The sequence below is a fragment of the Variovorax trehalosi genome (assembly GCF_051216415.1).
Lineage (GTDB): Bacteria > Pseudomonadota > Gammaproteobacteria > Burkholderiales > Burkholderiaceae_C > Variovorax.
Genome location: NZ_JBPJZG010000001.1, coordinates 739,553 through 765,678, shown reverse-complemented (window position 1 = coordinate 765,678; position 26,126 = coordinate 739,553). Strand labels below are relative to the sequence as shown.

Below are 26,126 nucleotides of genomic sequence, written 5' to 3'. Positions count from 1 at the left end.
TGGCATGATGCTCATCATATTCAAGGGCGAACGAACAGGCGGCGTTCTCCGGGGAGAAATCAGGCCTCGGCGGGGAGCAGTCGATTGAGCGCGGTTTCGAGCAGGCGCTCGGACAGCGCGGGCTCGTCGACCGCACGGGCCAGCGTCAAGGCGCCGACCATGGTGGCGATCGTCACGAGGGCCTGTTCGTGGGCGCCGGGCTGCCCCCAATCGGGCAACTGGCGGGCGACCAGATCGACCATTGCCTTGATGTGCCGCGTCGTCGCGCTGCGCACTTCGGGCGCCTGCCGCGGGGTTTCCGAGCCCAGCGCGGCCAAGGGGCAGCCGATGTCCGCGTGTTCCAGGTGCTCTTTCGAGAGATAGGCGCGAAGCATGCGTTCCAGGGCTTCGCCGGTGGGAACGCTGGCTGCGGCATCTGCCGCTGCTGCGGCGGCCTCCGCGCACGCACGGACGGCCGCTTCTGCCAGCATGGCTTCGCGCGACGGGAAATGCGCGTAGAACGCGCCGTGCGTCAGGCCCGCCTCTTTCATGATGTCGGCGACGCCGGTGCCGTCGTAGCCGCTGCGGCGAATGGCCTTGGCGGCCACGGCCACGATGCGTTCGTGCGAAGCCTCCTTGGCGGCACTTCTGGCATTGATTTTTGCATTTGGCATGACGCTCATCATATACAAATAGCCAAACGTGCGCAAGGCAGCCGCCGGCTGCCGCTTCTCACCCCAGCGCGTCGTTCACCTGCTCGTTGAATTCCGTCTGGCTGAGCGCCGTGCCGATTTCCCGCGGCAGCGCATCGCGCACCGAGAACACGCCGAGGATCTTCGCCCCCGACACCAGCGGCAGGTGACGGAACCCGCGCTCCAGCATCAGCACCACCGCGTCGGACACGAGCGTCTCCGGCGGCACGCAGATGGGGTTGGGCGTCATCACCTCGCGCACGGGTGTGCGGTCGGGGTCGAGCCCCTTGGCGAGCACGCGGGTCATGAGGTCGCGCTCGGTGAGGATGCCGACCAGCGTGTCGGGCAGCTCCATGACGAGCACGCTGCCGCAGTTGGCGCGGGTCATCACGCAGGCGGCATCGCGCACGCTGGCCTGGGGGCCCAGGCTGATCACGTGCTTGCGCGAGACGGATTGGAAAACGGTGCGCTCGGCCATGGTGCGCCCTCCGGAAGTGAGGTCAATGGTGCCGCCGGCGCCGGCTCAGCGCAAGGAGGCGTTCAGCTTTTCGAGTGCGCCCACGCCGGGGCACAGCTGGTCCGCCTCGAGCGTGTTGAGCGGCCGGTCGCAGGTGTTGAGCGCCGTATGCAGGTCGGTGGCCAGCGGATCGACGTAGAGCAGTCCCGTCACCACCTCCCCCATCTCGTGGTGCCGCTGCATGTAGGCCATCGCGGCGTAGCGGTCGCCGGGGTTGTAGTCGGGGTGCAGGCTGCGCAGGCGCAGCAGCGTGCCGTCGTGCTGGCGAACGTCCATCACCTCGCCCGGGCCGATGTCGGCGGTGATCTCCTCGCGCCCGCTGATGAAGTCGATGCGGCTCACCGCCTCGTTGTGCTCGCGCACGTAGTCGTAGCTCTTGGTGCTGCCCGGGTGGTTGTTGAAGGCCACGCAGGGACTGATCACGTCGATGAAGGCCGAGCCGCCATGGCTGATCGCGCCCTTGATGAGCGGCACCAGCTGCGCCTTGTTGCCCGAGAAGCCGCGCCCCACGTAGCTCGCGCCCAGCTGCAGCGCCAGGGCCACCAGGTCGACCGGGCTGTCGGTGTTGACCACGCCCTTCTTGCTCTTGGAGCCCTGGTCGGCGGTGGCCGAGAACTGGCCCTTGGTGAGGCCGTAGACGCCGTTGTTCTCCACGATGTAGGCCATGCGCACGCCGCGTCGCATCGCATGCGCGAACTGGCCGAGGCCGATGGAGGCCGAATCGCCGTCGCCCGAGACGCCCAGGTACAGCAGGTCGCGGTTGGCCAGGTTGGCGCCGGTCAGCACGCTGGGCATGCGGCCGTGCACCGTGTTGAAGCCGTGCGAGGCGCCGAGGAAATAGTCCGGCGTCTTCGAGCTGCAGCCGATGCCCGAGAGCTTGGCCACGCGGTGCGGCTCGATGTCCAGCTCCCAGCAGGCTTCGATGATGGCGGCGGAAATCGAGTCGTGGCCGCAGCCGGCGCACAGCGTGGAGATCTTGCCCTCGTAGTCGCGCCGCTTGTAGCCGACCTTGTTGGTGGCCAGCGTCGGGTGGTGCAGCCGTGGCTTGGCGAGGTAGGTCATGCGGATTCCTTCGCGGTGGCTGCAGGGGCAGTCTTCTGCACATGCGCGGCGATCGCCTCACTGATGAAGCGCGCCGTGATCGGCGTGCCGTCGAAATGCAGCACGCGCACCAGCCGGGCGGGGTCGAAGTCCAGTTCGTTGACCAAGAGGCTGCGCATCTGCGCATCGCGGTTCTGCTCGACCACGAACACCTGCCGGTGCGCGGCAAGGAACTGCGACACGCTCTCGGGAAACGGAAATGCACGCAGCCGCATCGCATCGAGGTGGATGCCCTCTTCTTCCAGCGCCTCGAGCGCCTCGTGCATGGATGGGCTGGTCGATCCGAAATAGATCACGCCCAAGTCGGTCTTCTCTGCCGCGGGCCGCAGCACCGGCTGGGGCACCAGCGTGGCCGCAGTCGCGAACTTCTTCAAGAGCCGCTCGACGTTGTAGATGTAGTCCGGCCCGCGCTCCGAATACCGCGCATAGGCATCGCGCGTGGTGCCGCGGGTGAAGTAGCTGCCCTTGGTCGGGTGCGTGCCCGGCAGCGTGCGCCAGGGAATGCCGTCGCCGTCCACGTCCTTGTAGCGGCCGAAGTCGCGGCCCGCCTCCAGTTCTTCGGCGGTCATGACCTTGCCGCGGTCGTAGGCCTTGGCGTCGTCCCAGGCAAAGGGCTCGCACAGGCGCTGGTTCATGCCGATGTCCAGGTCGGTCATCAGGAACACCGGCGTCTGCAGGCGGTCGGCCAGGTCCAGCGCGGCCGCCGCGTGTTCGAAGCACTCGTGCGGGTCCTCGGGGAACAGCAGCACATGCTTGGTGTCACCGTGCGAGGCGTAGGCGCACGAGAGGATGTCGGCCTGCTGCGTGCGCGTCGGCATGCCCGTCGAGGGTCCGCCGCGCTGCACGTTGATGAGCGTGACCGGGATCTCCGCAAAGTAGGCCAGGCCGATGAACTCGGTCATCAGCGAGATGCCCGGTCCCGAGGTCGGCGTGAAGGCCCGCGCGCCGTTCCATCCGGCGCCGACCACCATGCCGATGGAGGCGAGCTCGTCTTCGGCCTGCACGATGGCGAAGCGGTGCTGGCCGGTGGCGGGGTCCACGCGGAACTTGGTGCAGTACTTCTGGAAGGCCTCGGCCACCGAGGACGAGGGCGTGATCGGGTACCAGGCCGCGACCGTCGCGCCGCCGTACACGCAGCCCAGCGCCGCAGCACTGTTGCCATCCACGAAGATGCGGTTGCCCACCCGGTCGGCACGTCGCACCTGAATGCCCAGCGGTTCGCGCAGGTTCTCGCGCGCGAAGTCGCAGCCAAGGTTCAGCGCCTGCACGTTGGAGGCCAGCAGTTTTTCCTTGCCCTTGTACTGCTCGCCAAAGAGCTTCTCGACCACTTCGGGCTCGATGCCCAGGAGGATGGCCAGCGCGCCGACATAGACGATGTTCTTGAAGAGCTGCCGCTGGCGCGGGTCTTGATAGACCGCGTTGCAGATCTCGGTGAGCGGCATGCCGATCACGCGGATGTCGGTGCGGAATTTCGAGGGCGGCAGCGGCCGCGTGCTGTCGTAGAAGAGATAGCCGCCGGGCGCCAGTTCGGCCAGGTCGGCGTCCCAGGTCTGCGGGTTCATCGCCACCATCATGTCGGTGCCGCCGCGCCGCCCGAGGTGGCCTGCCTCGGTCACGCGCACCTCGTACCAGGTCGGCAGGCCCTGGATGTTGCTCGGGAAGATGTTGCGCGGGCTCACCGGCACGCCCATGCGCAGGATCGCCTTGGCGAACAGCTCGTTGGCCGAGGCCGAGCCCGAGCCGTTGACGTTCGCGAACTTGATGACGAAGTCGTTGATGCCTTCGATCGGCGGGATGGCGGTGGTGGCCCCCACGCTCGCGCCTTCGGGCGGCAGTACGGCGCTCATGCCGCCACCCCCTGCCCCGCTGGCGTCATCTTCAGCAGGAACTTCTGCATGTCCCACGCGCCCGTCGGGCAGCGCTCGGCGCACAGGCCGCAGTGCAGGCAGACGTCTTCGTCCTTGACCATCACGCGGCCCGTCTTCAGGCCGCCGGACACATACAGGTCCTGTGTCAGGTTCAGCGCCGGCGCCTTGAGATGGGGCCGCAGCTCGGCTTCGTCGGCGTTGTCGACGAAGTTGATGCAGTCCATCGGGCAGATGTCCACGCAGGCGTCGCACTCGATGCAGGCGGTCTCGGTGAACACGGTCTGCACGTCGCAGTTGAGGCACCGCTCGGCCTCCTTGAAGGCGGTGGCGGCGTCGAAGCCCAGTTCCACTTCCACGCGGATGCTCGCCAGCGCCGTCTCGGCCTTGGCCCACGGCACCTTGTAGCGCAGGTCGTTGGAGGTGTCGTTGTCGTAGCTCCACTCGTGGATGCCCATCTTCTGCGACACCAGGTTGGTCATGGGCGCGGGGCGCACGTACACGGGCTCGGCGCGCAGCAGCTTGTCGATCGACACGGCGGCCTCATGGCCGTGGGCCACGGCCGTGATGATGTTCTTGGGACCGAAGGCCGCATCGCCGCCGAAGAACACGTTCGGCACCGTCGACTGGAAGGTGTTCTTGTCGAGCGTGGGCAGGCCCCACTTGTCGAAGGCGATGCCGCTGTCGCGCTCGATCCACGGGAAGGCGTTTTCCTGGCCCACCGCAACCAGCACCTCGTCGCATTCGAAGAAGGCATCGGGCTCTCCGGTGGGCACCAGCGTGCGGCGACCCTTGTCGTCGTACTCGGCGCGGACCACCTCGAAGGTCATTCCCTTCAGCTGGCCCTGGTCGTGCACGAAGGCCTTGGGCACGTGGAAGTTGATGATCGGAATGCCCTCGTGCTGCGCGTCTTCCTTCTCCCAGGGCGAGGCCTTCATCTCCTCGAAGCCGCTGCGCACGATGACCTTCACGTCGGTGCCGCCCAGGCGCCGGGCCGAGCGACAGCAGTCCATCGCGGTGTTGCCGCCGCCCAGCACGATCACGCGCCGGCCGATGCTCGTGATGTGGCCGAAGGACACGGAGTTGAGCCAGTCGATGCCGATGTGGATGCTGGCCGCCGCTTCCTTGCGGCCGGGCACGTCGAGGTCGCGCCCGCGCGGTGCGCCGCAGCCGACGAAGATCGCGTCCCACCCCTGGCCCATCAGCGCCTTCATCGAATCGATGCGCTCGCCGCCGCGGAACTCGACGCCCAGGTCCAGCACATAGCCGGTCTCTTCGTCGATCACCGACTCCGGCAGGCGAAAGCGCGGGATTTGCGTGCGGATGAAACCGCCGGCCTTGGCCTCGCCGTCGAACACGGTCACCTCATAGCCGAGCGGCGCGAGGTCGCGCGCCACGGTGAGCGAGGCCGGCCCTGCGCCGATGCAGGCGACGCGCTTGCCGTTCTTCGGCGCGCTCTTGGGCATGCGCGAGCGCACGTCCTCCTTCATGTCGGCCGCCACGCGCTTGAGCCGGCAGATGGCCACCGGCTCGGGCGCCTGCGCGTTGCTTTCCTCTACCCGCCCGCGCCGGCAGGCCGGCTCGCAGGGCCTATCGCAGGTCCGCCCGAGGATGCCCGGGAAGACGTTGGACGCCCAGTTGATCATGTACGCGTCGCCGTAGCGGCGCTGCGCGATCATGCGGATGTATTCAGGGACGGGGGTGTGCGCCGGACAGGCGTACTGGCAATCGACGACCTTGTGGAAATAGGCCGGGTTGGCAATGTCGGTTCGCTGCAATGCGTTTCTCCTGACAGTCGCCCTGGCCCCGAAGGGGCCGTCATGTGGGTTTGGCGCAGTATGCGCCGCACTGGCGGTTGCACCACCTTGGTGAAATCCCGCAGCCGCACTCACATAGAACACCCCCGAACGATGTGCGCGCGCCACATTGGATTCGGGCTCCGCTCTGCCCAGACTGTGGTCGCCCGCCGGCCTGTACGCATGTCGGCGGGTCAAAGACGGCCGGCAGCCGCGCTGACGGCCATGACAACAGAGACAAACGGAGACATCACCATGATTCGCCACTTGCGCGCCAGCACCGCCTGCGCCGTCCTCGCCCTGCTGCAGCTGAGCGCTTGCGGCGGAGGGGGGAGCAACAATCCCGTGTTCACGCCCATCCCCCCGACCACGACCTCCCCGCCACCCAGCGAACCGCCGCCGGTCGCGACCTCGCCCTTGCAGCGCGCCACCGTCTACGGAAGCATCCTCGGCACCGACGACGCCGCGACGAACGGCACCTACAACTGGAAGGGCGTGCCCTTTGCCAAGGCGCCGGTCGGCAACCTGCGCTGGAAGGCGCCGGTCGATCCGGAGCCCTGGGCCACCGTCAAGACGACGCAGAAGCTCGGCAACGCCTGCGTGCAGACCGGCCGCCTCTATGGCCCGGGCCAGAACAACCAGTACGACGCGACCATCGGCACCTCCATCGGCAAGACCACCGGTTCCGAGGACTGCCTGTACCTCAACATCTGGGCACCGTCGACAGCCAAGGCGACCGACAAGCTGCCCGTCATCGTCTTCGTCTACGGCGGCAGCAACATCACCGGCTACACGGGCGATCCGGTCTACGACGGCGCCGCGCTCGCGAAGGCGGCCAATGCGGTCGTCGTCACGGTGAACTACCGCCTGGGCATCATGGGGTTCCTGGCCTCGCCGCAGCTCAAGGCCGGCCTCGATGCGAACGACGACTCCGGCAACTACGCGATCCTGGACCTCATCAAGGGCATGAAGTTCGTCAATGCGAACATCGCGGCCTTCGGCGGGGATCCGGGCAACGTCACGCTGATGGGCCAGTCGGCCGGCGCCGTGAACATCTACGCGCTGATGGTCTCGCCGCTGGTGGCCAACGCCAAGCCGGCGCTGTTCCAGCGGCTGGTTCCGCTGAGCGGCGGCGTCGCGACGGCCACGACCAAGCCGAACCAGGTCAACGCGCTCCTGAGCGCCCTGCTCGTGGCCGACGGCACCGTGGCAGACGACGCGGCCGCGGCGACTTACATCGCCAAACAGAGCAACGCCGACCTGGCCGCGTACCTCCGGTCGAAGAGCGCGGACACGCTGCTGCAGACCGTGCTGAAGAAGCTGGTGCCGCTGGGCCTGTCGGCCTCCAATCCGCTGAACGACGGCACGGTGGTTCCGGTCGATCCGATCGCGGCGATCAACGCGGGGCAGTTCCTGAAGGTGCCGGTGCTGGCCGGCTACACGCGCGACGAGACCAAGCTCTTCCCGCAGAACCTGGCCACCTCGCCTGCGTTCGGCGGCATCAGTGGCCGGCTGCTCGACGACCCGACGGTGTTCTCGATGGCCTACAGCTATGACCCGAACGCGGCGCCCACCACGTCGCTCGAGCAATGGATCCCCGGCCAGTACCTGCCCGTCACGACGCCGGTGACCGGCTTCAACGCGAGGACCGACCTGTACAACCAGTATTTCTTCATCGCGCTGCGCAAGCAGATCTTCCCGGTGCTGCAGGCGCAGAACGTACCGCTGTGGTGGTACCAGTTCAACTGGGACAAGTCGCCAGCGCCGTTCAACGACATCTTCGGCGCCGCGCACACCTTCGACCTGCCGTTCGTGTTCGGCAACTTCGGCCCTTCGCTCTATTCGAAGTTCGCGAACTCGAAGGCGAACGAGCCGGGCCGGCTGGAGCTCTCGGACGCGATGATGAAGAGCCTGGCGGCGTTCGCCCGCGGCGGCGACCCCAACAACGCGGCGCTGGGCGTCAACTGGCCGCAGTACCCGTCGGTGCTGAACTTCGACGCCTCGCTGACGGCCAAGACGATCACGGTGCAGTAGCTGCGACGCGCAAGGCGCTACGGCGCCTCTGCGATCACGCGGAACATGGTCCGCTTCGTGTTCGTGAAGTGCGGCCGCGCGATGCCGCTCCACGCGGTGGCGCGCACTGCGAGCCAGGGCGGCGAGCCCAGCACGTCTTCGCGCTGCAGGTCGTAGCAGGCCAGGGACAACGGCCCGGCGCCACGGTTGAGAAAACGCATCGCCCGCACGCAGCCCCGCACTGCCGCAAGGCCGGGCATGTGCTCGGTGTCGTACCAGCGCGAAATCTCGTCGAGCCAGCCCGTCTCGGGGTCGGTTTCGACGACATAGTGAAAGCGCGGGCGCTCTCCGGCGGAGGCACCTTCGATGCCGAGCATCGGCTCGAGCGGCGACGCGCGCAGCTCGCTTGCCCAATCGCACTGCGCCTGGAACGTCGCGGCCATCGCATCGCCATCAAGCGCCTGGGACCCATGCGACTTCAGGTAGACGTAGGCCTGCGATCCATCGAGGCTCGATGCCGCACGGTGCAACGCCAGCGTGGTGGCGTGGGCTGCGCAGAACGCGCGGACATCGGCATCGATGCGCGAGGCCGCGGCGGGTGCGGTGCGCATCTGGAGGAGAACGAAGCGGGGGGCGATGTCTTCTTGCATCGGCATCAATCGGGCTTGATCTTCTTGGCGCGAACCACGGCCGACCACTTGGCGCTGTCGCGCGCCAGCAGTGCGCTCAGCTCGGCCGGGCTCGAAGGCGCGGGCTCAGCGCCGGATGCCATCAGCCGGCTCTTCACACCGTCGTTGGCAAGCGCACGGCGCACCGCCTGATTCATCGCGTCGGCCACGCCGGCCGGTGTTCCCCTGGCCGCGAAGAGCGCATACCAGTTGTCCGAATCGACGCCGGGAATGCCCATCTCCAGGAAAGTCTTGACCTCGGGCAGCAGCGGGTGCCGCTTCGACGCGGCAATGCCGATGGGCTTGAGCTTGCGGCTGGTGATGAACGGCAGCAGCCCGGGGATGTCGCCGAAGAAACCGTCCACATGTCCCGCGAGCACGTCGGTGATGGCCGGAGCGGCCCCTTTGTACGGCACGTGCAGCAGCGGCGTCTTCGCTGCGTCCGACAGCAGTTCCATCGCCAGGTGCGGCACGCTGCCGGTGCCCGACGAGGCGAGCGTCATCGGCCGCTTGCTCTTCTTCGCGGCGGCCACGAACTCGGCGCCGGTGTTGTACGGCGCGTTGGCCCCGACCACCAGCACTTCGACGTTGCGCACCACCAGCGAGATGGGCGTGAGGTCCTTCGCCGGGTCGTACATGAGCTTCTCGTACAGCGACGGATTGATCGCGACCGCGCCCACGCTGGTGAGCCACAGCGTCTGCGCATCGGGCGCAGAGCGCGACACGTACTCGGCCGCGATGCCGCCGTTGGCACCCGCCTTGTTCTCGACGATGACCTGGTGGCCGGTTTCCTTGCCGAGCTGTTCGGCGATCGCGCGGGCGACGAAATCGACGGGGCCGCCCGGCGGAAATGCGACCACGATCCGCGTGATCTTGTCCTGCTGCGCACGGGCGGGAATGCCCGCGGCCATCAGTGCGGCGGCGGCGAGGCCCTGCAGGCAATGCCGCCTGTGAACGAACGGATGTTTCATCCGGATTCTCCTGATGGTTCTTGTGTGAAAGTCAGTCGCAGCGCACGGACATGCCGCCGTCCACCACGATCTCGGTGCCCGTAACGAAGCGCGCCTCGTCGGACGCCAGAAAGAGCGCCGCCGCGGCGGTGTCGCGCCCATCGCCCATGAAGGGCAGCGGAATGCGCGCCTGCCGCTGTTTGAGCAGCGCCTCGACATCGCCGCCCGCCCGCTGGCCGGCAAGACGCGTCTCGACCATCGGCGTATGAAGCTGCCCCGGCACGACCGTGTTCACGCGAATGCCCTGCCCCGCGTACTGCACCGCGAGCACGCGCGAGAACTGCATCACCGCCGCCTTGGTGGAGGCGTAGGCGATCTGCGCGGCGCCGGTCCAGCGCGTGGCCGAGGTCGATGCCAGGTTGACGATGGCGCCGTTGCCCTGCGCCAGCATGTGCGGCAGCACGTGCTTGCAGGTGAGGAACACGCTCTTCAAGTTGTGGTCGACCTGCGCATCCCACACCGCTTCAGGCATCTCGACCGGCCCGCCCTTGGCCGAGCCACCCACGTTGTTGACCAGCACGTCGATGCGGCCGAAGCGCGCGATGCACTGCGCGACCATCGCCTCGATCGATGCGGCCTGCGTGACGTCGCAAGCGGCGCTCGCGAACACGCCGCCGGCCTGCGCGATGAGCTCAGCGGTTTCGCCCATGCGATCGATGTCGCGGTCCACGCCGAACACCTGCGCGCCCTCTTGCGCGAAGCGCACCGCGATCGCGCGGCCGTTGCCCCAGCCGGGGCCGACCGAGCCCGCACCGGTGATGAGTGCCACCTTGCCTTCGAGGCGGCGCGCGGTGGGTTGGAAGAAATCTGCTGCTGTAGTCGTCATGCGTCGAACCGGTAGAAGTCGAGGGGATTGCGCACCAGGATCTGTTCGCGCAGCGCGGCGTCCGGCGCGATCTGCGCCAGCGCATCGACGAGCACGCCGTCGTCCGGCACGTGGTGATGGTTGGGATGCGGCCAGTCGCTGCCCCACAGGCAGCGCCCGGGGAACTCGTAGGCCAGCAGGTGTGCGAGCGCGATGCCGTTGGCGTAGTCCGCGCCGGCCGAGATGCGGTCGATGCCGCTCAACTTGACGCGAAAGAGCGGGTTGCGCAGCAGCGCGCGCAGCGCCGCGAAGTCGGCATGGTCCGCACCGAACGAGGCATCGACGCGGCCCATGTGATCGATGACCACCGGCACCGCGCTGCGCGCGAGCGGGGCAGCCAGTGCATGCACCAGGCTGCTCTCGAAATGCACCTGCAGATGCATGTCCAGCGGCGCCAGACGGCGGGTGAAGGCGACGATGTCGTCCACGCTCGCGGAGGCGCCCAGGTGCTTCATGAAGTTGAAGCGCACGCCGCGGAATCCCGCTGTCGCCAGGCGCGCGAGTTCGGCATCGGTCACGCCGAGCGGCACGAGCGCCACGCCCAGGTAGCGCCCGCCGCCCGCGGCGATCGCATCCTCGATCACGCGGTTGTCGAAGCCGTGCACCAGCGACTGGACGATCACGCAGCGGTCGATGCCCAGGTGCTTGTGGAGCGCGAAGAGCGCCTCCTTCGGCGAGTCGGCGGGCGTCCAGTTCAGCGTTTCGGAAAAGGGAAATTGCGCGGCCGGCCCGAAGATGTGCACATGCGCGTCGCAGGCACCGGGCGGCAGCTGAAGATGCGGCACCGAGGGCCGCGGGTTGTAGGTCAGGGTTGCTGTCATGTCGTTGTCTCTCGATGAATTGTCTTGCGGTGCCCGCAGTTCGATCTCTGCTTTTGCCGGATATCAGCTATCCGTAAAATGCATCGCCCATGGACCTCACGCGCCTCAACTATTTCGTCGCCGTCGTCGAGGCGGGCAGCTTCAGCCGGGGCGCGGCCTCGCTGCACATGTCGCAGCCGGCGTTGAGCCGACAAATCCTTCTGCTCGAAGAAGAAGCTGGGCAGCCGCTGCTCGTGCGCACCGGCCGCGGGGTCGAGGCCACCGAGTCGGGCCTCGCGCTGCTCGCGCATGCGCGAGCCATCCTCGAGATGGCCGACCGGGCCCGCGCGGACATGCAGGAGCGGCGCGCCAGCCCGCATGGCCGCGTCGTGGTGGGGCTGCCACCGCGCGTGGCGCATGTGCTCGCGGCCGACCTGGTGGAGCGCTTTCGCGCGAAGTTTCCCGATGCGGTCATCAGCGTGGTCGAGGGCTTGAGCATTCGCCTGCGCGAGTGGCTGGTCGCGGGCAAGCTCGACCTTGCGATCCTGTTCGATCCGCCGCCCTCGCCCCAGATGCAGGAGGAAACGCTGGCGCGCGAGCCGCTGATCGTGATCGGCCCCGAACCGCTGCCGCGCCGCATGAAGCTGGCCGAGGTCGCTGCTCTGCCGCTCGTGATGCCGAGCGGACCGAACGCGCTGCGCCAGCTGCTCGAGCGCGAAACCAAGCCGCGCGGCATGCCGCTGTCGATCGTCGCGGAGGTCGACTCGGTGCAGACCGTGCTGTCGCTGGTGGCGCGCGGCGTGTCGTACACGGTGCTGCCGCAAAGCGCGGTGCACCTGTGGACCTACGACAAGCCGCTGCATCGCGCGGCCATCCACGCACCGGCCATCCGCAACCGCATCGTGCTCGCCATTCCGAAGGCCCGGCCCGCGACGCGGCCGAGCCGCTGGGCCGCGCAGGTGCTGCGCGAGCTGGCGCTGGAGCATTACGCGAGCACGAAGGCCGAATGAAGTTCAGTGCCCGATCTCGAGCGCCACGAGGAAGCGCGACACCATGTTGTAGGCGCCGACCGTGACCATCGCATCGACCACCTGCTGCGGCGTGAAGCGCGCGCTGACCTGCTGGTAGAGGGCGGCCGGCACCTCGATGCTGTTCGTCATGGCATCGGTCAGTTCGATGAGCAGCGCCTCGTCGGCCGACAGGCCCGGGCCGATGGCCGCCGGGTCCGACAGCGCATCCACCGCCGCCTGCGACGCGCCCGCCTGCAGCGCAATCGGCACATGCGCGTCGTATTCGTAGCGTGCCCGGTTGAGCACCGCCACACGCAGGATGACCAGCTCGCGCGCCGCCTCGGGCAGGCTGTTGTGGCGGCGCACGGCCGTCAGCAGTTGCTCCCAGCCGTGCGCCATGGGCGGGCTGTTGAGCAGCACCTGGTAGAGCGGCGAGACGCGGCCACGCTGCCTGGCGATTTCCGCTTCGAGCGTGGCGAGTTCGGGGCGGCTTCCGGGTTCGACGGGGGAGATTCGCATGATGGTTTCTGTTCGAGGATGAAAAGGAAAAAAAGTCTGCGCTCAGATCACGGGCGTCGCTGCGCCATCCATGGCGATGGTGGCGCCAGTTACGTAGCTTGCGCGGTCCGAGGCGAGAAAGACCACCATGTCGGCGATCTCGCGCGGCTCGGCGGGCCGGCCGATGGGGAGCGTGGCGCCCGGTGCGGCCGGCGCGGGCCGGCCTTCGAGCGCGGCGAGCCGGGCTTCGGCTTCCTGCCGCTGGCGCAGCCGCTCCGTGGCCACCTGGCCCGGATTGAGCGCATTGATGCGCACGCCCTGCCGCGCATACGCAGCCGCCATGCCGGCGCTCGCGAGCAGCAGCGCGGCGTTCGCAGCACCGCCCGCCAGGTGCGTCGGGTTGGCGACCTTGCCGCCCGCGCCGACGATGTTGACCACGCTGCCCGTACCGCGCGCGGCCATGCGCTGCACGGCCGGCGACATGACGTGGATGTAGCTGAAGAACTTGGCCTGCATCGCGTCGCTCCAGGCCGCGGCATCGAGTTCGTCGGGCGGCCTGCGCCTGGCGGCGCCGGCGCAGTTGACCAGCACGTCGAGCGAGCCCGACGCAGCTTCGATCGCATCGAGCGCGGCGAGCGCCGATGCGGGGTCGCGCAGGTCGGCGGCATGCCAGGCGACGCGGCCTTCTGCATTCAACGACTGCGCAGCCGTGCGCAAGGCAGCGTCGTCGCGCGACAGCATCGTCACCCGCGCGCCTTCGGCCAGAAAGGCCTGCACGCACGCAAAGCCGATGCCGCGGCTGGCGCCGGTCACGAGCACGTGGCGCCCGGCAAGTCCGAGATCCACCGCGTTCAGCCCCGCTTCTCGAGCAGCCCGCCGTCGACCGGCAGGATCACGCCCGTGATGTAGCGCGCCTCGTCGGACGCGAGGAACAGCGCCGCATTGGCCACGTCCCACGCCGTGCCCATGCGCCCCATCGGCACCAGCGCCTCGCGCTCGGCGCGGATCACGTCGCGCGACACGCCGCGCTCCTGCGCACGGCGCTCGATGGCCATGGGCGTGTCGATCAGGCCCGGCAGGATCACGTTGGCGCGAACGCCGTGGCGCGCGTTCTCCATCGCGATGTGCTGCGTCAGCGTGTTGACCGCGCCCTTGCTGGTCTTGTAGGTGATGCTCGGCCGCGCCGCCAGCGACGAGGTCGAGGAGATGTTGACGATGCAGCCGGACTGCCGCTCGATCATGTGCGGCAGCACGTGCTTGCAGGTCATGAACATGCCCTTGAGGTTCATCGCCATGATGCTGTCCCACGTGTCGGCGTCCATCTCGACCGTCTTGCGGTCGCCCTTGGAGCGGCCCACGTTGTTGTGCAGGATGTCGATGCGGCCATGGCGTTCGATGCAAGCGGCGGCGATCGCGGCGCAGTCCGCCTCCCGCGTGATATCCGCGCGCAGCACCGAGGCGCTGCCGCCGAGTGCGACAACCGCATCGCGGGTGCTTGCGGCCCATTCCTCGTTGATGTCCACCAGGAGCAGCGTCGCGCCCTCCTGCGCAAAGCGCTCGGCTGTCGCGCGGCCGTTGCCCACCGTGTCGCCCGGCTGCTGTCCCGCGCCCACGATGATGGCGATCTTGCCTTCCAGTCTTCCTGTGCCCATGTCGGTTCCGTTGTTCCTGTGTGTGTGATTCGTTGTCGAGCTCAATCGATCGTGATGTGGCCGTCGGTGACGACCTTGCGCCAGCGCGCCTCTTCCGCGCGCATGAACTTCGTCATCTCCGGTGGCGAGTTGACCGCCACGGTCAGTCCCTCGCCCGCGAGCCGTTCGCGGTACGCCGGGGCCTCGGCGGCCTTGCGCAGTGCCGCGTTCAGGCGCTCGAGCACGGCCGGCGGCGTGCCGCCCGGCGCGAAGATCGCGTACCAGACCTCGGCGCTGTAGCCGGGGATCGTCTCCGCGATGGCCGGCACGTTCTTGTAGGCCGACGAGCGCTGCGGCGAAGTCACCGCGACGGCGCGCATCTTTCCGCTCTCGACGAACTTGGCGACGCCGCCCGCGGTGGCGAAGACCATGTCGATCTGCCCGCCGAGCAGGTCCGTGTAGGCCGGGCCCGCGCCGCGGTAAGGCACGTGCGTGATGTCGACCTGCGCCATGTTCTTGAACAGCTCGCCGGCCAGGTGCACGGCCGAACCGTTGCCCGAGGAGCCGTAGTTCAGCTTGGCCGGACTGGCCTTGGCGGCCTTGATGACATCGGCAATCGTCTTGTAGGGGCTGTTGGGTCGCGTGACCAGCACGTTGGGCCCGTGGCAGATGAGGCCCACTTCGGTGAAGCCCTTCTCGGTGTCGTAGGGCAGGCTCTTCACCAGCGAGGCGTTGATCGCGAGCGCCGAGGTGGTCAGCAGCAGCGTGTAGCCGTCGGCGGGCGCCTTGGAGACGATGTCAGAACCGATCACGGTGCCGGCGCCGGCCCGGTTGTCGATGATGACCGGCTGGCCCAACTCGACCGCGAGTGCCTGGCCGAGCACGCGGCCGACGACGTCGGTGCCGCCGCCGGCGGTGAAGGGAATCACGACGCGCAGCGGCCGCGACGGAAAGGCATCGGCGGCGCGGGCGGCCGTGCCGATGAAGAGGGCCGGTGCACCGGCGAAGGCCGTGCCGGCTGTTGCCATGCGCAGCACGGCGCGGCGCTGCAGGCTGGGGAATTTCAAAATCGTCTCCTTGTTCTGTCTGGCAATGCCCTTCATGAAAGGCGTCGCGGCGAACAGGAAGTCTAGGAACGCAGGCGCGCCCTGCTTTGACGATTCGGCAAAGCTCCTTTTCCGGCGCCTAGGCGCCGCGGCCCTCGCCGGACACCAAGTGCGCGAGAAATTCCTGGGCCGCAGGCGACAGCGCCGCCCGGTCGCCGACGCAGACCCACAACTGCCGGTGCGCCCAGTCGTCTTCGAGCGGCAACACGACCAGCCCCATGCGCGCCTCGTAGTTGCGCGCGATGCCCACCGGCACGATCGCCAGGCCCAGGCCTTCCCGCACCAGCTCGCAGCGGGCCTCGGGGTTGGACACCTGCGCGCGCACCCGCAGCGGACGCGGCAGCGCGGGCGCGATCAGCTGCATGAACTCCTCCACGCTGTGGCGCGGAAAGTAGCCGAGGAAGTCGTAGTCGAGCGCATCTTCGAGCCGCAGCGTTTCCCGCCGGGAAAGCGCGTGGCCGACCGGCACGACCAGCCCGACGCGGTCGGTGCGGTAGGGCATCGACACCACGCCCGCCGCCGGATGCGCCGCGTGATAGACGCCGATGTCCGCCTCGCCGTCGGCCACGATGCGCGGCACGTCATAGCTGAAGGCCTCCATCAGGTCGACCCGCGAGCCCGGCGCCTTGCGCGAGAAGCTGCTGATCTCCGAAGGCAGGAACTGCTGCACCGCCGACGAATTGGCGACCAGCCGGATCTTGGGCACGCCGCTGGCCGAATACGCGCCGAGCGATGTCTGCACCTGCGCGAGCGTGCGCAGGATCGCCTTGGCCTGCTGGTAGAGCATCGCGCCCGCCGGCGTGGCCTCCACGCCCCTGCCGTGGCGGCGCAGGAGCCGAGTGCCCAGCTGGCGTTCGAGTTCGGTGATGCGCTTGCTCGCGGCGGAGGTGACGACATGCACCCGATCGGCCGCCCGCGAAAGGCTTTTCTCCTCGATGGCGGCCACGAGGATTTCGAGTGAGGCGATGTCCATCGGCCGATTTTCTGCCATCGGGCGGCTACGGCGCCCGACGGCTTCGATTCACTCCGCCTCGATCTTCGCGGCCTCCACCACCTTGCCCCAGCGCACGAACTCGGCCTTGCTGAAATCGTCGAGTTGCTTGGCGTTCATGTAGTCGGCCGTCGCGCCGAGCTCGGCCGCCTTCTGCTGGAAAGCCGGCGTCGCCACGATCTTCGAGATCTCCGCGTTGAGCCGGTCGATCACGGGCTGCGGCGTCTTCGCCGGCGCGAACACCGCGAACCACGAGGTCGCATCGAGGTTCGGCAGGCCCACCTCCGCGGCCGTCGGCACACCCGGCAGCGACGCCACGCGCGTCTTGCCGGTCACCGCGATGGCGCGCAGCTTGCCCGACTGGATGAACGGCATGAAGGGCGGCGGCGTGCCGAAGGTCATGTCGACCTGGCCGCCGAGCAGGTCCTGCAGCGCCGGGCCCGTGCCCTTGTAGGGAATGTGCGTGATGCGGATGCCGGCCTGCTGCTCGAGCATGGCGCCGGTCACATGCTGCAGCGAGCCGGGGCCCGACGATGCGAAGGTGAGCTTGCCCGGGTGCGCCTTGGCATAAGCGATCAGCTCGGCCATGGTCTTGACCGGCACGTCCGCGCGCACCACCACCACCTGCGGCGCGCTCAGCACGTTGGCCACCGCGCGCAGGTCTTCGGGCGCCCATTGCTTCTGCTTCACGACGTGCGGGGAGATGACGTGATAGCCCGAGTACTGCATCAGCAGCGTCTGGCCGTCGGGCTCGGCACGCTTGACCTGCACCGCGGCGATCACGCCGCTGGCGCCCGACTTGTTGTCCACGATGACCGACTGGCCCAGCGCCTTGCCGAGCGGATCGGCAAGCATGCGCCCCGCGATGTCGGTCGTGCCGCCGGCCGCTGCCCCCACGACCATCGTGATGGGCCGCGTGGGGTAGGTCTGCGCGAAGGCGCTGGTGCCGAACAATGCCGCGAAGGCGGTCAGCGCGCAGAGGCTGCGGCGTGACACGGACGATGGGTTCGAAAGCCGTTTCATGTCTTTGTCTCCTGGTTTCTGTGAAGTTGAAGTCGATGGGGAATCAGTGATCGCGTGCAAGGGCCCGCGCGCGCGTGGCCTCGAAATCGGCCGGCGCCGGATGCAGGTCGAGCCGACGTCCGGCCTTCGCGATCTGGCTCGGCGTGTCGTGCCCGATGAGCGCCGGCAGGCGCCGCGCGGCCGCCGTCAGCGCCTGCACGTCAATGCCGGTGTCGTAGCCCATGAGTTCCAGCGCATGCGCGATGTCCTCGCTGCACACGTTGCCCGACGCGCCCGGCGCATAGGGGCAGCCGCCGATGCCGCCGATGGAGGCGTCGAAGCAGCGTCCGCCTGCGTCGATGGACGCCAGCACGTTCGCGAGACCCATGCCGCGCGTGTTGTGGAAATGCAGGGTCAGGTCGGTGGCGGGCCAGCGCGCGATGAATTCGCGCACCATGCGCGCAACCTGCCCCGGATAGGCCATGCCCGTGGTGTCGCACAGCGTGATGCCGGTCGCGCCGATCTCGTCGATGAAGCGCCCGCACCATGCGAACACGTCGCTCTCGGCGAGGTCTCCTTCGATCGGGCAGCCGAAGCTGCACGAGAGCGACACATTGACCGCCACGCCGGCCTGCCGCGCCAGCGCCGCCACTTCGGCGAGGCCGCGCAGTGACTGCTCGCGCGTCATGCGCAGGTTAGCGAGGTTGTGGCTTTCGCTGGCCGACATCACGAGGTTCATCTCGTTGGCTTGCGCATCGATCGCGCGCTCGGCGCCGCGCACGTTGGGCACCAGCGCGCTGTAGACGACGCCGGACACGCGCTCGATCTCGCGCAGCACGATCTCTGCATCGGACAACGCGGGAATCGCCTTTGGCGAAACAAATGCCGTGACCTCGATCTTCGCCATGCCCGCACGCGAGAGCGCGTTGACCAGTTCGATCTTGTCCTCCGTCGGCACGAAAGCCGCTTCGGCCTGCAGGCCGTCGCGCGTGCCGACCTCAAACATCTTGATGCGCTGCGAGGCGCCGTTCCACACCGTGTTCATGCGACCACCTTTCTGCCACGCAAGGCGGCGATGTCTTCGACGGTGAAGCCGAGTTCGTCCAAGACCGAATCCGTGTCGTCGCCCAGGCCCGGCGCCGAAGAGCGCACCGTGCCCGGCGTGCCCATGAGCTTGGGCACAACGCCAGGCACCTCGATGTCGTGACCGTCGCGCGTGCGTTGCGAAAGCAGCATGTCGCGTGCGCGGTAGTGCGGGTCTTCGCAGATGTCCCTGGCGGTGTAGACCTTGCCGGCGGGCACGCGGGCCGCGCCGAGGACGTCGAGCACCTCGGCCACGGAGCGCACCAGCGTCCAGGCCTCGATGGCCCGGTCGAGTTCTTCCACGCGCGCCACGCGGCCCGCGTTGTCGGCGAGCGCCGCATCGGCGCCGAGATCGTCGCGCCCGATGGTTTGCATCAGCCGCTTGAAGATGCTGTCGCCGTTGCCCGCGATCAGCACGAAGCCGTCGCTGCAGCGGTAGGCGTTCGACGGCGCGATGCCGGGCAGCGCGCTGCCCGCAGGTTCGCGCACCGCGCCGAACGCGCTGTACTCGGGCACTAGGCTCTCCATGACGTTGAACACCGCCTCGTTGAGCGCGACGTCGATCACCTGCCCCTTGCCGCCGTTGACCTTGCGGTGATAGAGCGCCGTGAGCACGCCGATGGTGCCGTGCAGCGCGGCCAGCGTGTCGCCGATGGAGATGCCGCAGCGCACCGGCACCTGGCCCGGTTCGCCGGTGAGGTGGCGCAGCCCGCCCATCGCCTCGCCGATGGCGCCGAAGCCCGGCAGGTCGCGGTAGGGTCCGGTCTGCCCATAGCCGGAGATGCGCAGCATCACAAGCCCGGGGTTCAGCGCCGAGAGCACGTCGTAGCCCATGCCCCAGCCTTCGAGCGTGCCGGGGCGGAAGTTCTCGATCAGCACGTCGGCCTCGGCGATGAGCTTGCGCGCGATGTCCTGGCCTTCGGTGCTGCGCAGGTCCAGCGCGATGGAGCGCTTGTTGCGCGACTGCACCTGCCACCAGACCGAAGTGCCCTCCTGGATCAGCCGCCAGTTGCGCAGCGGGTCGCCGCTGCCGGGCGGCTCGATCTTGACGACGTCGGCGCCGAATTCGCCGAGCGTCTTGCCGGCGAAGGGGCCGGCGATGAGCTGGCCCATTTCGATGACGCGCACGCCTTGCAAGGCGCTGGGGGTTGGAAGCGTGGAAGCCATGTGTTTGTTGTCTCCGGGAGATGCAGGCGGTGTGCTGCATCCGATGCCCGGATTCTGGGCAGCGGGCCTTGCGGAGGGAACGACAAAGGCACGCACCCAGCTTTCGCGGATCGCGAAAGCTGGAAGGGGTTAACCCGCGCAGAGGTGGTCGATGAGGGTTCGCACGTGCCGCGGAACCGCGCCCGCGTCGCGCAGGCCGATCACCAGGCGCCGGTGCGTCCAGTCGTCCTCGAGCGTGATCTCGCGCAGGTTCATCGAGCGCAGGTGCGGCTGGATTGCCTCCCGCGGCAGCACCGCCACGCCCATGCCCGCGGCGACCATCTGGCACATGGCATCGAAGCTGCGCACCTGGATGCGCAGCTTCAGGCGCCGCCCGAGCGTTTCGCTGGCGGCCTGCAGGCGCTGCGCGAGCGAGGTGGCGCCCGAGAGGGTCACGAAGTCGAAATCGCAGGCCTCTTCGAAACGCACGCTCTTGCGGCGCGCGAGCGGGTGGCCGCGCGGCACCACCAGCACCAGGCGGTCTTCGCGGTAGTTCACGATGTCCAGGCCCAGCGTGGGCGTGCGGTCGGCAAAGATGCCGACGTCGGCGCGGCCTTCGAGCACGGCCAGCACGATCTCGCTGCTGTTCTGTTCTTCGAGCTCGATGCGGATGCCGGAGTTGCCCGCCACGAAGCTCGCGAGCTCGCGCGGCAGGAACTGCGTCACGGCCGAGGTGTTGACCCACAGGCGCACCACGCCCACCACGCCCGAGGCGTAGTCGGACAGGTCGGCCGCGAGCTGGTCGACGTCGCTGAGGATGCGCTGCGCATGCCGGTGCAGCGCGTCTCCCGCCACGGTGAGCGTGACGCCGCGCGAATGCCGCTCGAAGAGTTCGGTGCCCACTGCCGCCTCCAGATCGGAGATGCGCTTGCTGGCCGCGCCCACCGCCAGGTGCGCAAGTTCGGCGCCTTTGCTGATGCTGCCGGTGCGCACCACGAGGTTGAAGAGCGAGAGCGAAACGAGGTCGAGGCGGTGCAGGTTCACGGCTCTGTGCAGTGCTTGGATGCGAAGTGAAAAGCGGATCGCCATTGTGCGCGCCGAAGCCCAGTCGACCGCTCGACGCTTTCCCTTTCCCCCTTGCATTTGTTAGGCAGGAATGAGCGACCGAGCACGCTGCCTGGTTATTGCAGCAGGCGAAAACACGCCGGATGGCGATCCGTAAGATCGCGCCCCAACGCCGCGAGGCGCAACGAGACCACGCATGAAACTCAGGTTATGGATGGCGACGCTGGCCGTCATTGCGGCCGCGGCTGTTGGCGCAGGCGCCTATGCATGGCAACCGTCCATCGACGCCCTGCCCGATCGCCCCGTACCGAGTGACAACCAGGCGCTGCTCGCACAAGGCGCGCGCATCGCGGCGCAAGGCGACTGCATGGTCTGCCACACGAGCGCCAACGGCAAGCCCTATGCCGGCGGCCTGCCGCTGAAAACGCCCTTCGGCACCATCTACAGCACCAACATCACGCCCGACACGGCCACCGGCATCGGCACCTGGTCGCTCGCGGCCTTCGAGCGCGCGATGCGCTCGGGCGTCTCGCGCGACGGGCACCTGCTGTACCCCGCCTTTCCCTACGCGCACTTCACGCGGATGACAGAGGAAGACGTCGGCGCGCTCTACGCGTACCTCATGGCGCGCACGCCCGCCGAGTCCAAGCCGCCGGAGAACGAACTCGTGTTCCCGCTCGGCTTCAGGCCGCTGGTGGCGGGATGGAACCTGCTGTTCCTTCAGCGCGGGCCGCTGCCCACGCCTGATGCCCCGGCCACGCCGCAGTCGGCCGAATGGCTGCGCGGCCAGTACCTCGTCGAAGGCGCGGGGCACTGCGCGTCCTGCCACACGCCGATGAACATGCTCGGCGCCGAGAAGAGCGGCCAGGCCTTCGCGGGCAACCTGATCGATGGCTGGGAGGCACCGCCGCTCAATGCGCTGGCATCGAAATCGCCGAAGCCGTGGACGCGCGAGCAGCTCGTGGCCTACCTGCGCACCGGTCTCGCGAGCGAGCATGGCGCGGCCTCCGGCCCGATGCGTCCGGTGACGGAGCACATGGCCGATGTGCCCGAGGCCGATGTGCGCGCGATCGCGACTTACATCCTTGCGCTCGACACCAAGGCGACGGCGTCATCTGCGTCCGCATCGACACCCACACCCGCAACAACCATCGCAACCGCAGGCCAGCGCGTCGACAGCGGTGCCGCATTGTTCGCCGGTGCCTGCGCCGGCTGCCACGCCGCCACGGCACCGATGGGCACGATCGGCGGGCGGCCCTCGCTCGCCGCGAGCACAGCCATCAATGCCGACAGCGCGCGCAACGCGATCCGCACGGTGCTCGGCGGCAATCCGTGGAACGGCTCTACGCCAGCGCATTTCATGCCGCCCTTCGCCGACGTGCTGAGTGATGCGCAGATCGCCGAAGTCCTGACCTACGTGCGCGCCAGTTCCACGCAGCGGCCCGCCTGGCCCGACCTGGAAAAGGACGTCGCCCACATCCGCAACGAGGCATCGCCGAAATGATCACCCTGACCGTCAACGGCACCGACCACGCGCTGGACATCGACCCGTCGATGCCGCTGCTCTATGCGCTGCGCAACCACCTGAAGCTCAACGGCGCGAAGTACGGCTGCGGCCTGGGCCAATGCGGCGCCTGCACCGTCATCGTCGACAAGCGCCCGGTGTTCTCGTGCCTCATGCCGGTGTCGGCCGTCGGCAAACGCGCGGTGCGCACCATCGAGGGCCTGGGCAGCGCCGAGAAACCCGCGCCGATCCAGAAGGCCTTCATGGACCAGCAGGCCGCGCAGTGCGGCTACTGCATCGCCGGCATGGTGATGCGCGCGCAGGCGCTGCTCGACGAGCGGCCCGGTGCCGATGAAGAAGAAATCCGCCGTCACATGCAACCCAACCTCTGCCGATGCGGCACGCACATGCGCATCGTCGCGGCGATCGTGCAGGCCTCGCGGACGATGGCGGGCAAGGGAGCGGCCGCATGAGTTCGGAACTTCGCGATCCGTCGCGTCGCCACTTCATCGCGGCCGGCTCGCTGACGGTGAGCTTCGCGCTCTGGCCGGCCGCCTCCGCTTTGGCACAGCAGGCCACCGAGGCGGCGGCGCCGGTCGCGGTCGACGGCGGCGCGGCCAAGCTCCCCGGTGACCTCGGGAGTTCGCCGATGCTCGATGCGTGGATTCGCATCGACGAGAAAGGCGCGATCACCGTCTTCACCGGCAAGGCCGAGCTGGGCACGGGCATCCGCACCGCGTTCATCCAGATCGCCGCGGAACAGCTCGGTGTACTGCCGCCAGCCATCCGCCTCGTCACCGCCGACACCGGCGCCACGCCCAACGAGGGCTACACCGCCGGCAGCCATTCGACGGCCGACAGCGGCACGGCGATCCTGCATGCGGCCGCGCAGGTGCGCACGCTGCTGCTGGGCACGGCGGCCGCGAAGCTCGGCGTGGCCGCCGATCAGCTCACGGCACGCGACGGCAAGATTTCAACGGCCGACGGGCGCTCGCTGAGCTACGGCGATGCCGTCAGCGGTCTCGACCTGCACCGCCGCGCCGAGCCGCGCTCCGAACTGGTCGAGCCTGCGAAGCACCGCGTCATCGGCCAGTCGCTGCGCCGCGTCGACATTCCCGGCAAGCTCACGGGCGGCGCGAGCTATGTGCAGGACATGCGCCTGCCGGGCATGGTGCATGCGCGCGTCGTGCGCCCGCCGTCATATGGCGCAACGCTCACGGCACTGGACAGCGCCGCCGTCGAGAGGATGCCGGGCGTGCTGAAGATCGTGCGCGACGGCAGCTTCGTCGCCGTGGTCGCAGAGGATGAGTGGCAGGCCATCCAGGCGATGCGCGCATTGACCGGCGCCGCGCGCTGGCAGCCGCAGGCCGCGCCGTTGCCCACACCCGCCACCATCGCCGACACGTTGATGAAGCTGCCGGCCCGCGAGATCCACGTCGGCGACCGGCACGGCACCGCGGCGCCCGCCGCGAAGACGCTCCACGCCCGCTTCACCAAGCCCTATCTCGCGCACGCATCGATCGGCCCTTCGTGCGCGGTGGCGCAGTTCGATGCGCAAGGCGCCAAGCTCAGCGTCTGGACCCATTCGCAGGGCGTGTTCCCGATGCGCGCCGCGCTGGCCGAGCTGCTGTCGATGAAGCCCGAGGACATCCGCTGCATCCACGTCGAAGGCTCGGGCTGCTACGGCCACAACGCCGCCGACGATGCGGGCGCCGAGGCCGCGCTCATCGCGCGCGCCCTGCCCGGCAAGCCGGTGCGCGTGCAGTGGATGCGCGAGGACGAATTCACCTGGGAGCCCTTCGGCCCCGCGATGGTCACCGACGTGAAGGCTTCGCTCGATGCCGAGGGCCGCGTGGTCGACTGGCAGTACGAGATCTGGAGCAACTCGCACAACCAGCGCCTGGACAACGCGGGCCGCTTCATCTCCGCCCAGTACCTCGCCAAGGCTTTCGTTCCCGCGCCGCCCAAGCCGATTCCCATGCCCGAGGGCGGCGGCGACCGCAACAGCCTGCCGCTGTACAACTTTGCGAACTACGAGGTGCAGCACCACTTCCTGCCCGACATGCCGGTGCGCGTCTCTGCCATGCGGGGCCTTGGCGCATTCATGAACGTCTTCACCATCGAGAGCTTCATGGACGAGCTGGCGGCGGCGGCGGGCGCCGACCCGGTCGCGTTCCGGCTCAAGCACCTGGACGATCCGCGCGCGCGCGACGTGGTCAACCTGGCCGCGCAGCGCTTCGGCTGGGATGCGAAGCGAAAGCGCGTGCCCCATCGCGGCGTGGGCTTCTCGTTCGCGCAGTACAAGAACCTCATGAGTTATCTCGCGCTCGCGGTCGAGATCTCAATCGTTCCGGAGACCGGCGCGGTGCGCATCGAGCGCGCAGTGGCGGCCATCGATTGCGGACAGGTGGTCAACCCCGACGGCGTGCGCAACCAGGTCGAGGGCGGCATCCTGCAATCGACGAGCTGGGCGCTGTTCGAAGAGGTGCAGTACGACACCCAGCGCATCCGCAGCCACGACTGGAGCGGCTACCCGATCATGCGTTTCTCCGAAGTGCCGCGAAAGGTCGAGGTGCACCTCATCGACCGGCCCGGCGCGCCCTTCCTCGGCACCGGCGAAGCCTCGCAGGGACCGGCGCCGGCCGCGATGGCCAACGCGATCGCCGATGCCACCGGACGGCGCCTGCGCACGCTGCCGCTGGCGGCGGAGGGCCGGCTCAAGGAATACCGCACGGGCTGAGACGCACAGTCACGCGCATCACGTAGCATCGCCGCCCATGAGCTACACCGTGAAACTGATCGACTTCCCCGACGCACCGCCCGACGTCATCGCCACCGCCGAGACGCGCTTCCGCCGCGAACTCGACAAGCTGCTGGGCGACAACGTGGTGCAAGCCCTGAAGGCGTTCGAGAACGCCAGTGAATCCAGCGCCGACGAACTCACCAAGGACGAGATCGCGCTGGCCGCGAGCTGGGCCAAGGCCTACGAGGCGGCGAAGACGGCGGGCTTCCGCGCACTCGGCGAGGCCGACGAGGCGTATTTCGAAGTGCGCGTGGAGTGAGCTTGAGCCGCCTCAGGCGGAGCGCACGGGCGGCACGCCCGTGTCGATGGACTTGTAGTTGACCAGCCCGCCCAGGTCGAGCACCGTCAGCCCGCGCTTTTCCAGCCGGATGAGTTGCAGCGCCTGCAGGCGCTGCAACGCCACGTTCACCCGCTGCCGCGACACGTTCGCCAGCAACCCGATTTCGACCTGCCCCACCTCCAGGAAGCGTGGGGCGTCCGGGTACAGGTCGGGGTTGAAAAGACTCGCAAGGCAATTCGCGACGCGCGCGTCGATGTCGAGCAGCCGCTCGCGCTCCAGCGCGCCGATGAAGAGGCTCAGCCGCGCATTCAGCAGGTCCTGCAGGTAGTGGTTGAACGGCACGCTGGTGCCGCGCAGCCATTCGAAGGTGCGGCGCGGCATCAGCGCCACGCGCGTGGGCCGCAGCGCGAACACGTCGTAGCGGCGCGCCTCGTGCTTGAAGAGCGAGCCTTCCCCGTACCACACGCCGGCCGAGACGCCGGTGAGCGTGGACACCCGCCCGTCTTCGGAGGCCACCGACATCTTGGCGAAGCCATCGATCAGCCCCGCCCAGTGCTCGACCAGTTGCCCGGCCCGCGCGATGCAGGCGCCGCGTGCGAACTGCCGCTCCTGCATGCTGCCGAGCACATGCTCGACGTCGGCGGCCGACAGGCCTGCTGCCCACCGCGAGCGCCGCACCATGTCTTCCATCGCCGGCGCCG

At 68.6% G+C, this 26,126-nt stretch carries 25 protein-coding genes; 6 read left to right on the top strand and 19 right to left on the bottom strand.

The window, feature by feature from the left end; genetic code table 11:
• Nucleotides 1-59 precede the first annotated feature (59 nt).
• From ACSFA7_RS03610 to ACSFA7_RS03590, 5 genes are read right to left on the bottom strand one after another with little or no spacing between them, the layout of a single operon-like run.
• Nucleotides 60-665, bottom strand: a complete 606-nt coding sequence (locus ACSFA7_RS03610; protein WP_435498887.1) for a TetR/AcrR family transcriptional regulator — start codon at nt 663-665, stop codon at nt 60-62.
• A 46-nt stretch (nt 666-711) separates the two neighbouring features.
• Nucleotides 712-1,149, bottom strand: coding sequence for a CBS domain-containing protein (locus tag ACSFA7_RS03605; RefSeq protein ID WP_435498112.1), 438 nt, complete (start codon nt 1,147-1,149; stop codon nt 712-714).
• Nucleotides 1,150-1,194: 45 nt separating this feature from the next.
• Complete coding sequence (locus ACSFA7_RS03600) at nt 1,195-2,250, bottom strand: 2-oxoacid:ferredoxin oxidoreductase subunit beta (RefSeq protein ID WP_435498111.1); 1,056 nt, start codon at nt 2,248-2,250, stop codon at nt 1,195-1,197.
• Nucleotides 2,247-4,136: a 2-oxoacid:acceptor oxidoreductase subunit alpha gene (locus tag ACSFA7_RS03595; protein ID WP_435498110.1), complete on the bottom strand. Its 1,890-nt coding sequence runs from the start codon at nt 4,134-4,136 to the stop codon at nt 2,247-2,249. The genes ACSFA7_RS03600 and ACSFA7_RS03595 overlap by 4 nt, the downstream gene beginning before the upstream one ends.
• On the bottom strand, nt 4,133-5,932 hold the full coding sequence (locus ACSFA7_RS03590; protein WP_435498109.1) for an FAD-dependent oxidoreductase: 1,800 nt from the start codon (nt 5,930-5,932) through the stop codon (nt 4,133-4,135). Before ACSFA7_RS03590 ends, ACSFA7_RS03595 begins: the two co-directional genes overlap by 4 nt.
• Before the next feature lie 273 nt (nt 5,933-6,205).
• Here ACSFA7_RS03590 and ACSFA7_RS03585 point away from each other — a divergent pair, with 273 nt between their 5' ends.
• Entirely contained in the window at nt 6,206-7,984 is a 1,779-nt protein-coding gene (locus ACSFA7_RS03585; RefSeq protein ID WP_435498108.1) for a carboxylesterase/lipase family protein, read from the top strand.
• Between the two features lie 17 nt (nt 7,985-8,001).
• Here the strand turns inward: ACSFA7_RS03585 and ACSFA7_RS03580 are convergent, their stop codons facing one another.
• From ACSFA7_RS03580 to ACSFA7_RS03565, 4 genes are read right to left on the bottom strand one after another with little or no spacing between them, the layout of a single operon-like run.
• Nucleotides 8,002-8,619, bottom strand: coding sequence for a hypothetical protein (locus tag ACSFA7_RS03580; RefSeq protein ID WP_435498107.1), 618 nt, complete (start codon nt 8,617-8,619; stop codon nt 8,002-8,004).
• Nucleotides 8,619-9,602: a Bug family tripartite tricarboxylate transporter substrate binding protein gene (locus ACSFA7_RS03575; protein WP_435498106.1), complete on the bottom strand. Its 984-nt coding sequence runs from the start codon at nt 9,600-9,602 to the stop codon at nt 8,619-8,621. Before ACSFA7_RS03575 ends, ACSFA7_RS03580 begins: the two co-directional genes overlap by 1 nt.
• Nucleotides 9,603-9,633: 31 nt before the next feature.
• A complete protein-coding gene (locus tag ACSFA7_RS03570) occupies nt 9,634-10,467 on the bottom strand; it encodes an SDR family NAD(P)-dependent oxidoreductase (protein ID WP_435498105.1) in 834 nt (277 codons plus the stop codon).
• A complete protein-coding gene (locus ACSFA7_RS03565; protein ID WP_435498104.1) occupies nt 10,464-11,327 on the bottom strand; it encodes an amidohydrolase family protein in 864 nt (287 codons plus the stop codon). The genes ACSFA7_RS03570 and ACSFA7_RS03565 overlap by 4 nt, the downstream gene beginning before the upstream one ends.
• A gap of 89 nt (nt 11,328-11,416) precedes the next feature.
• Between ACSFA7_RS03565 and ACSFA7_RS03560 the strand changes: the two genes are divergently transcribed.
• Entirely contained in the window at nt 11,417-12,316 is a 900-nt protein-coding gene (locus ACSFA7_RS03560) for a LysR family transcriptional regulator (protein ID WP_206178660.1), read from the top strand.
• Between the two features lie 3 nt (nt 12,317-12,319).
• Here the strand turns inward: ACSFA7_RS03560 and ACSFA7_RS03555 are convergent, their stop codons facing one another.
• The 9 genes from ACSFA7_RS03555 to ACSFA7_RS03515 form a co-directional block, all read right to left on the bottom strand.
• Nucleotides 12,320-12,835, bottom strand: a complete 516-nt coding sequence (locus tag ACSFA7_RS03555) for a carboxymuconolactone decarboxylase family protein (RefSeq protein WP_435498103.1) — start codon at nt 12,833-12,835, stop codon at nt 12,320-12,322.
• Between the two features lie 42 nt (nt 12,836-12,877).
• Entirely contained in the window at nt 12,878-13,660 is a 783-nt protein-coding gene (locus ACSFA7_RS03550; RefSeq protein WP_435498102.1) for an SDR family NAD(P)-dependent oxidoreductase, read from the bottom strand.
• A gap of 5 nt (nt 13,661-13,665) precedes the next feature.
• Nucleotides 13,666-14,466, bottom strand: a complete 801-nt coding sequence (locus ACSFA7_RS03545) for an SDR family NAD(P)-dependent oxidoreductase (protein ID WP_435498101.1) — start codon at nt 14,464-14,466, stop codon at nt 13,666-13,668.
• Nucleotides 14,467-14,507: 41 nt separating this feature from the next.
• A complete protein-coding gene (locus tag ACSFA7_RS03540; protein WP_435498100.1) occupies nt 14,508-15,512 on the bottom strand; it encodes a tripartite tricarboxylate transporter substrate binding protein in 1,005 nt (334 codons plus the stop codon).
• Nucleotides 15,513-15,630: 118 nt separating this feature from the next.
• Nucleotides 15,631-16,524, bottom strand: a complete 894-nt coding sequence (locus ACSFA7_RS03535; protein ID WP_435498099.1) for a LysR family transcriptional regulator — start codon at nt 16,522-16,524, stop codon at nt 15,631-15,633.
• Between the two features lie 48 nt (nt 16,525-16,572).
• Nucleotides 16,573-17,565: a Bug family tripartite tricarboxylate transporter substrate binding protein gene (locus tag ACSFA7_RS03530; RefSeq protein WP_435498098.1), complete on the bottom strand. Its 993-nt coding sequence runs from the start codon at nt 17,563-17,565 to the stop codon at nt 16,573-16,575.
• A 43-nt stretch (nt 17,566-17,608) separates the two neighbouring features.
• On the bottom strand, nt 17,609-18,589 hold the full coding sequence (locus ACSFA7_RS03525; RefSeq protein WP_435498097.1) for a hydroxymethylglutaryl-CoA lyase: 981 nt from the start codon (nt 18,587-18,589) through the stop codon (nt 17,609-17,611).
• Nucleotides 18,586-19,794 (bottom strand): CaiB/BaiF CoA transferase family protein, encoded by a 1,209-nt coding sequence (locus tag ACSFA7_RS03520; protein WP_435498096.1) that lies wholly within the window; start codon nt 19,792-19,794, stop codon nt 18,586-18,588. The genes ACSFA7_RS03525 and ACSFA7_RS03520 overlap by 4 nt, the downstream gene beginning before the upstream one ends.
• 129 nt (nt 19,795-19,923) lie before the next feature.
• On the bottom strand, nt 19,924-20,817 hold the full coding sequence (locus tag ACSFA7_RS03515; protein ID WP_435498095.1) for a LysR family transcriptional regulator: 894 nt from the start codon (nt 20,815-20,817) through the stop codon (nt 19,924-19,926).
• Nucleotides 20,818-21,034: 217 nt separating this feature from the next.
• Between ACSFA7_RS03515 and ACSFA7_RS03510 the strand changes: the two genes are divergently transcribed.
• From ACSFA7_RS03510 to ACSFA7_RS03495, 4 genes are read left to right on the top strand one after another with little or no spacing between them, the layout of a single operon-like run.
• The gene (locus tag ACSFA7_RS03510) at nt 21,035-22,342 is read left to right on the top strand and encodes a cytochrome c (protein ID WP_435498094.1); all 1,308 of its coding nucleotides are present in this window, start codon (nt 21,035-21,037) and stop codon (nt 22,340-22,342) included.
• Nucleotides 22,339-22,815, top strand: coding sequence for a (2Fe-2S)-binding protein (locus ACSFA7_RS03505; protein ID WP_435498093.1), 477 nt, complete (start codon nt 22,339-22,341; stop codon nt 22,813-22,815). The genes ACSFA7_RS03510 and ACSFA7_RS03505 overlap by 4 nt, the downstream gene beginning before the upstream one ends.
• Complete coding sequence (locus tag ACSFA7_RS03500) at nt 22,812-25,082, top strand: xanthine dehydrogenase family protein molybdopterin-binding subunit (protein WP_435498092.1); 2,271 nt, start codon at nt 22,812-22,814, stop codon at nt 25,080-25,082. The genes ACSFA7_RS03505 and ACSFA7_RS03500 overlap by 4 nt, the downstream gene beginning before the upstream one ends.
• Before the next feature lie 37 nt (nt 25,083-25,119).
• Complete coding sequence (locus tag ACSFA7_RS03495; protein WP_206178643.1) at nt 25,120-25,404, top strand: hypothetical protein; 285 nt, start codon at nt 25,120-25,122, stop codon at nt 25,402-25,404.
• A 12-nt stretch (nt 25,405-25,416) separates the two neighbouring features.
• Here ACSFA7_RS03495 and ACSFA7_RS03490 read toward each other — a convergent pair whose 3' ends face one another.
• On the bottom strand, nt 25,417-26,115 hold the full coding sequence (locus ACSFA7_RS03490) for a Crp/Fnr family transcriptional regulator (RefSeq protein ID WP_435498091.1): 699 nt from the start codon (nt 26,113-26,115) through the stop codon (nt 25,417-25,419).
• Nucleotides 26,116-26,126 lie beyond the last annotated feature (11 nt).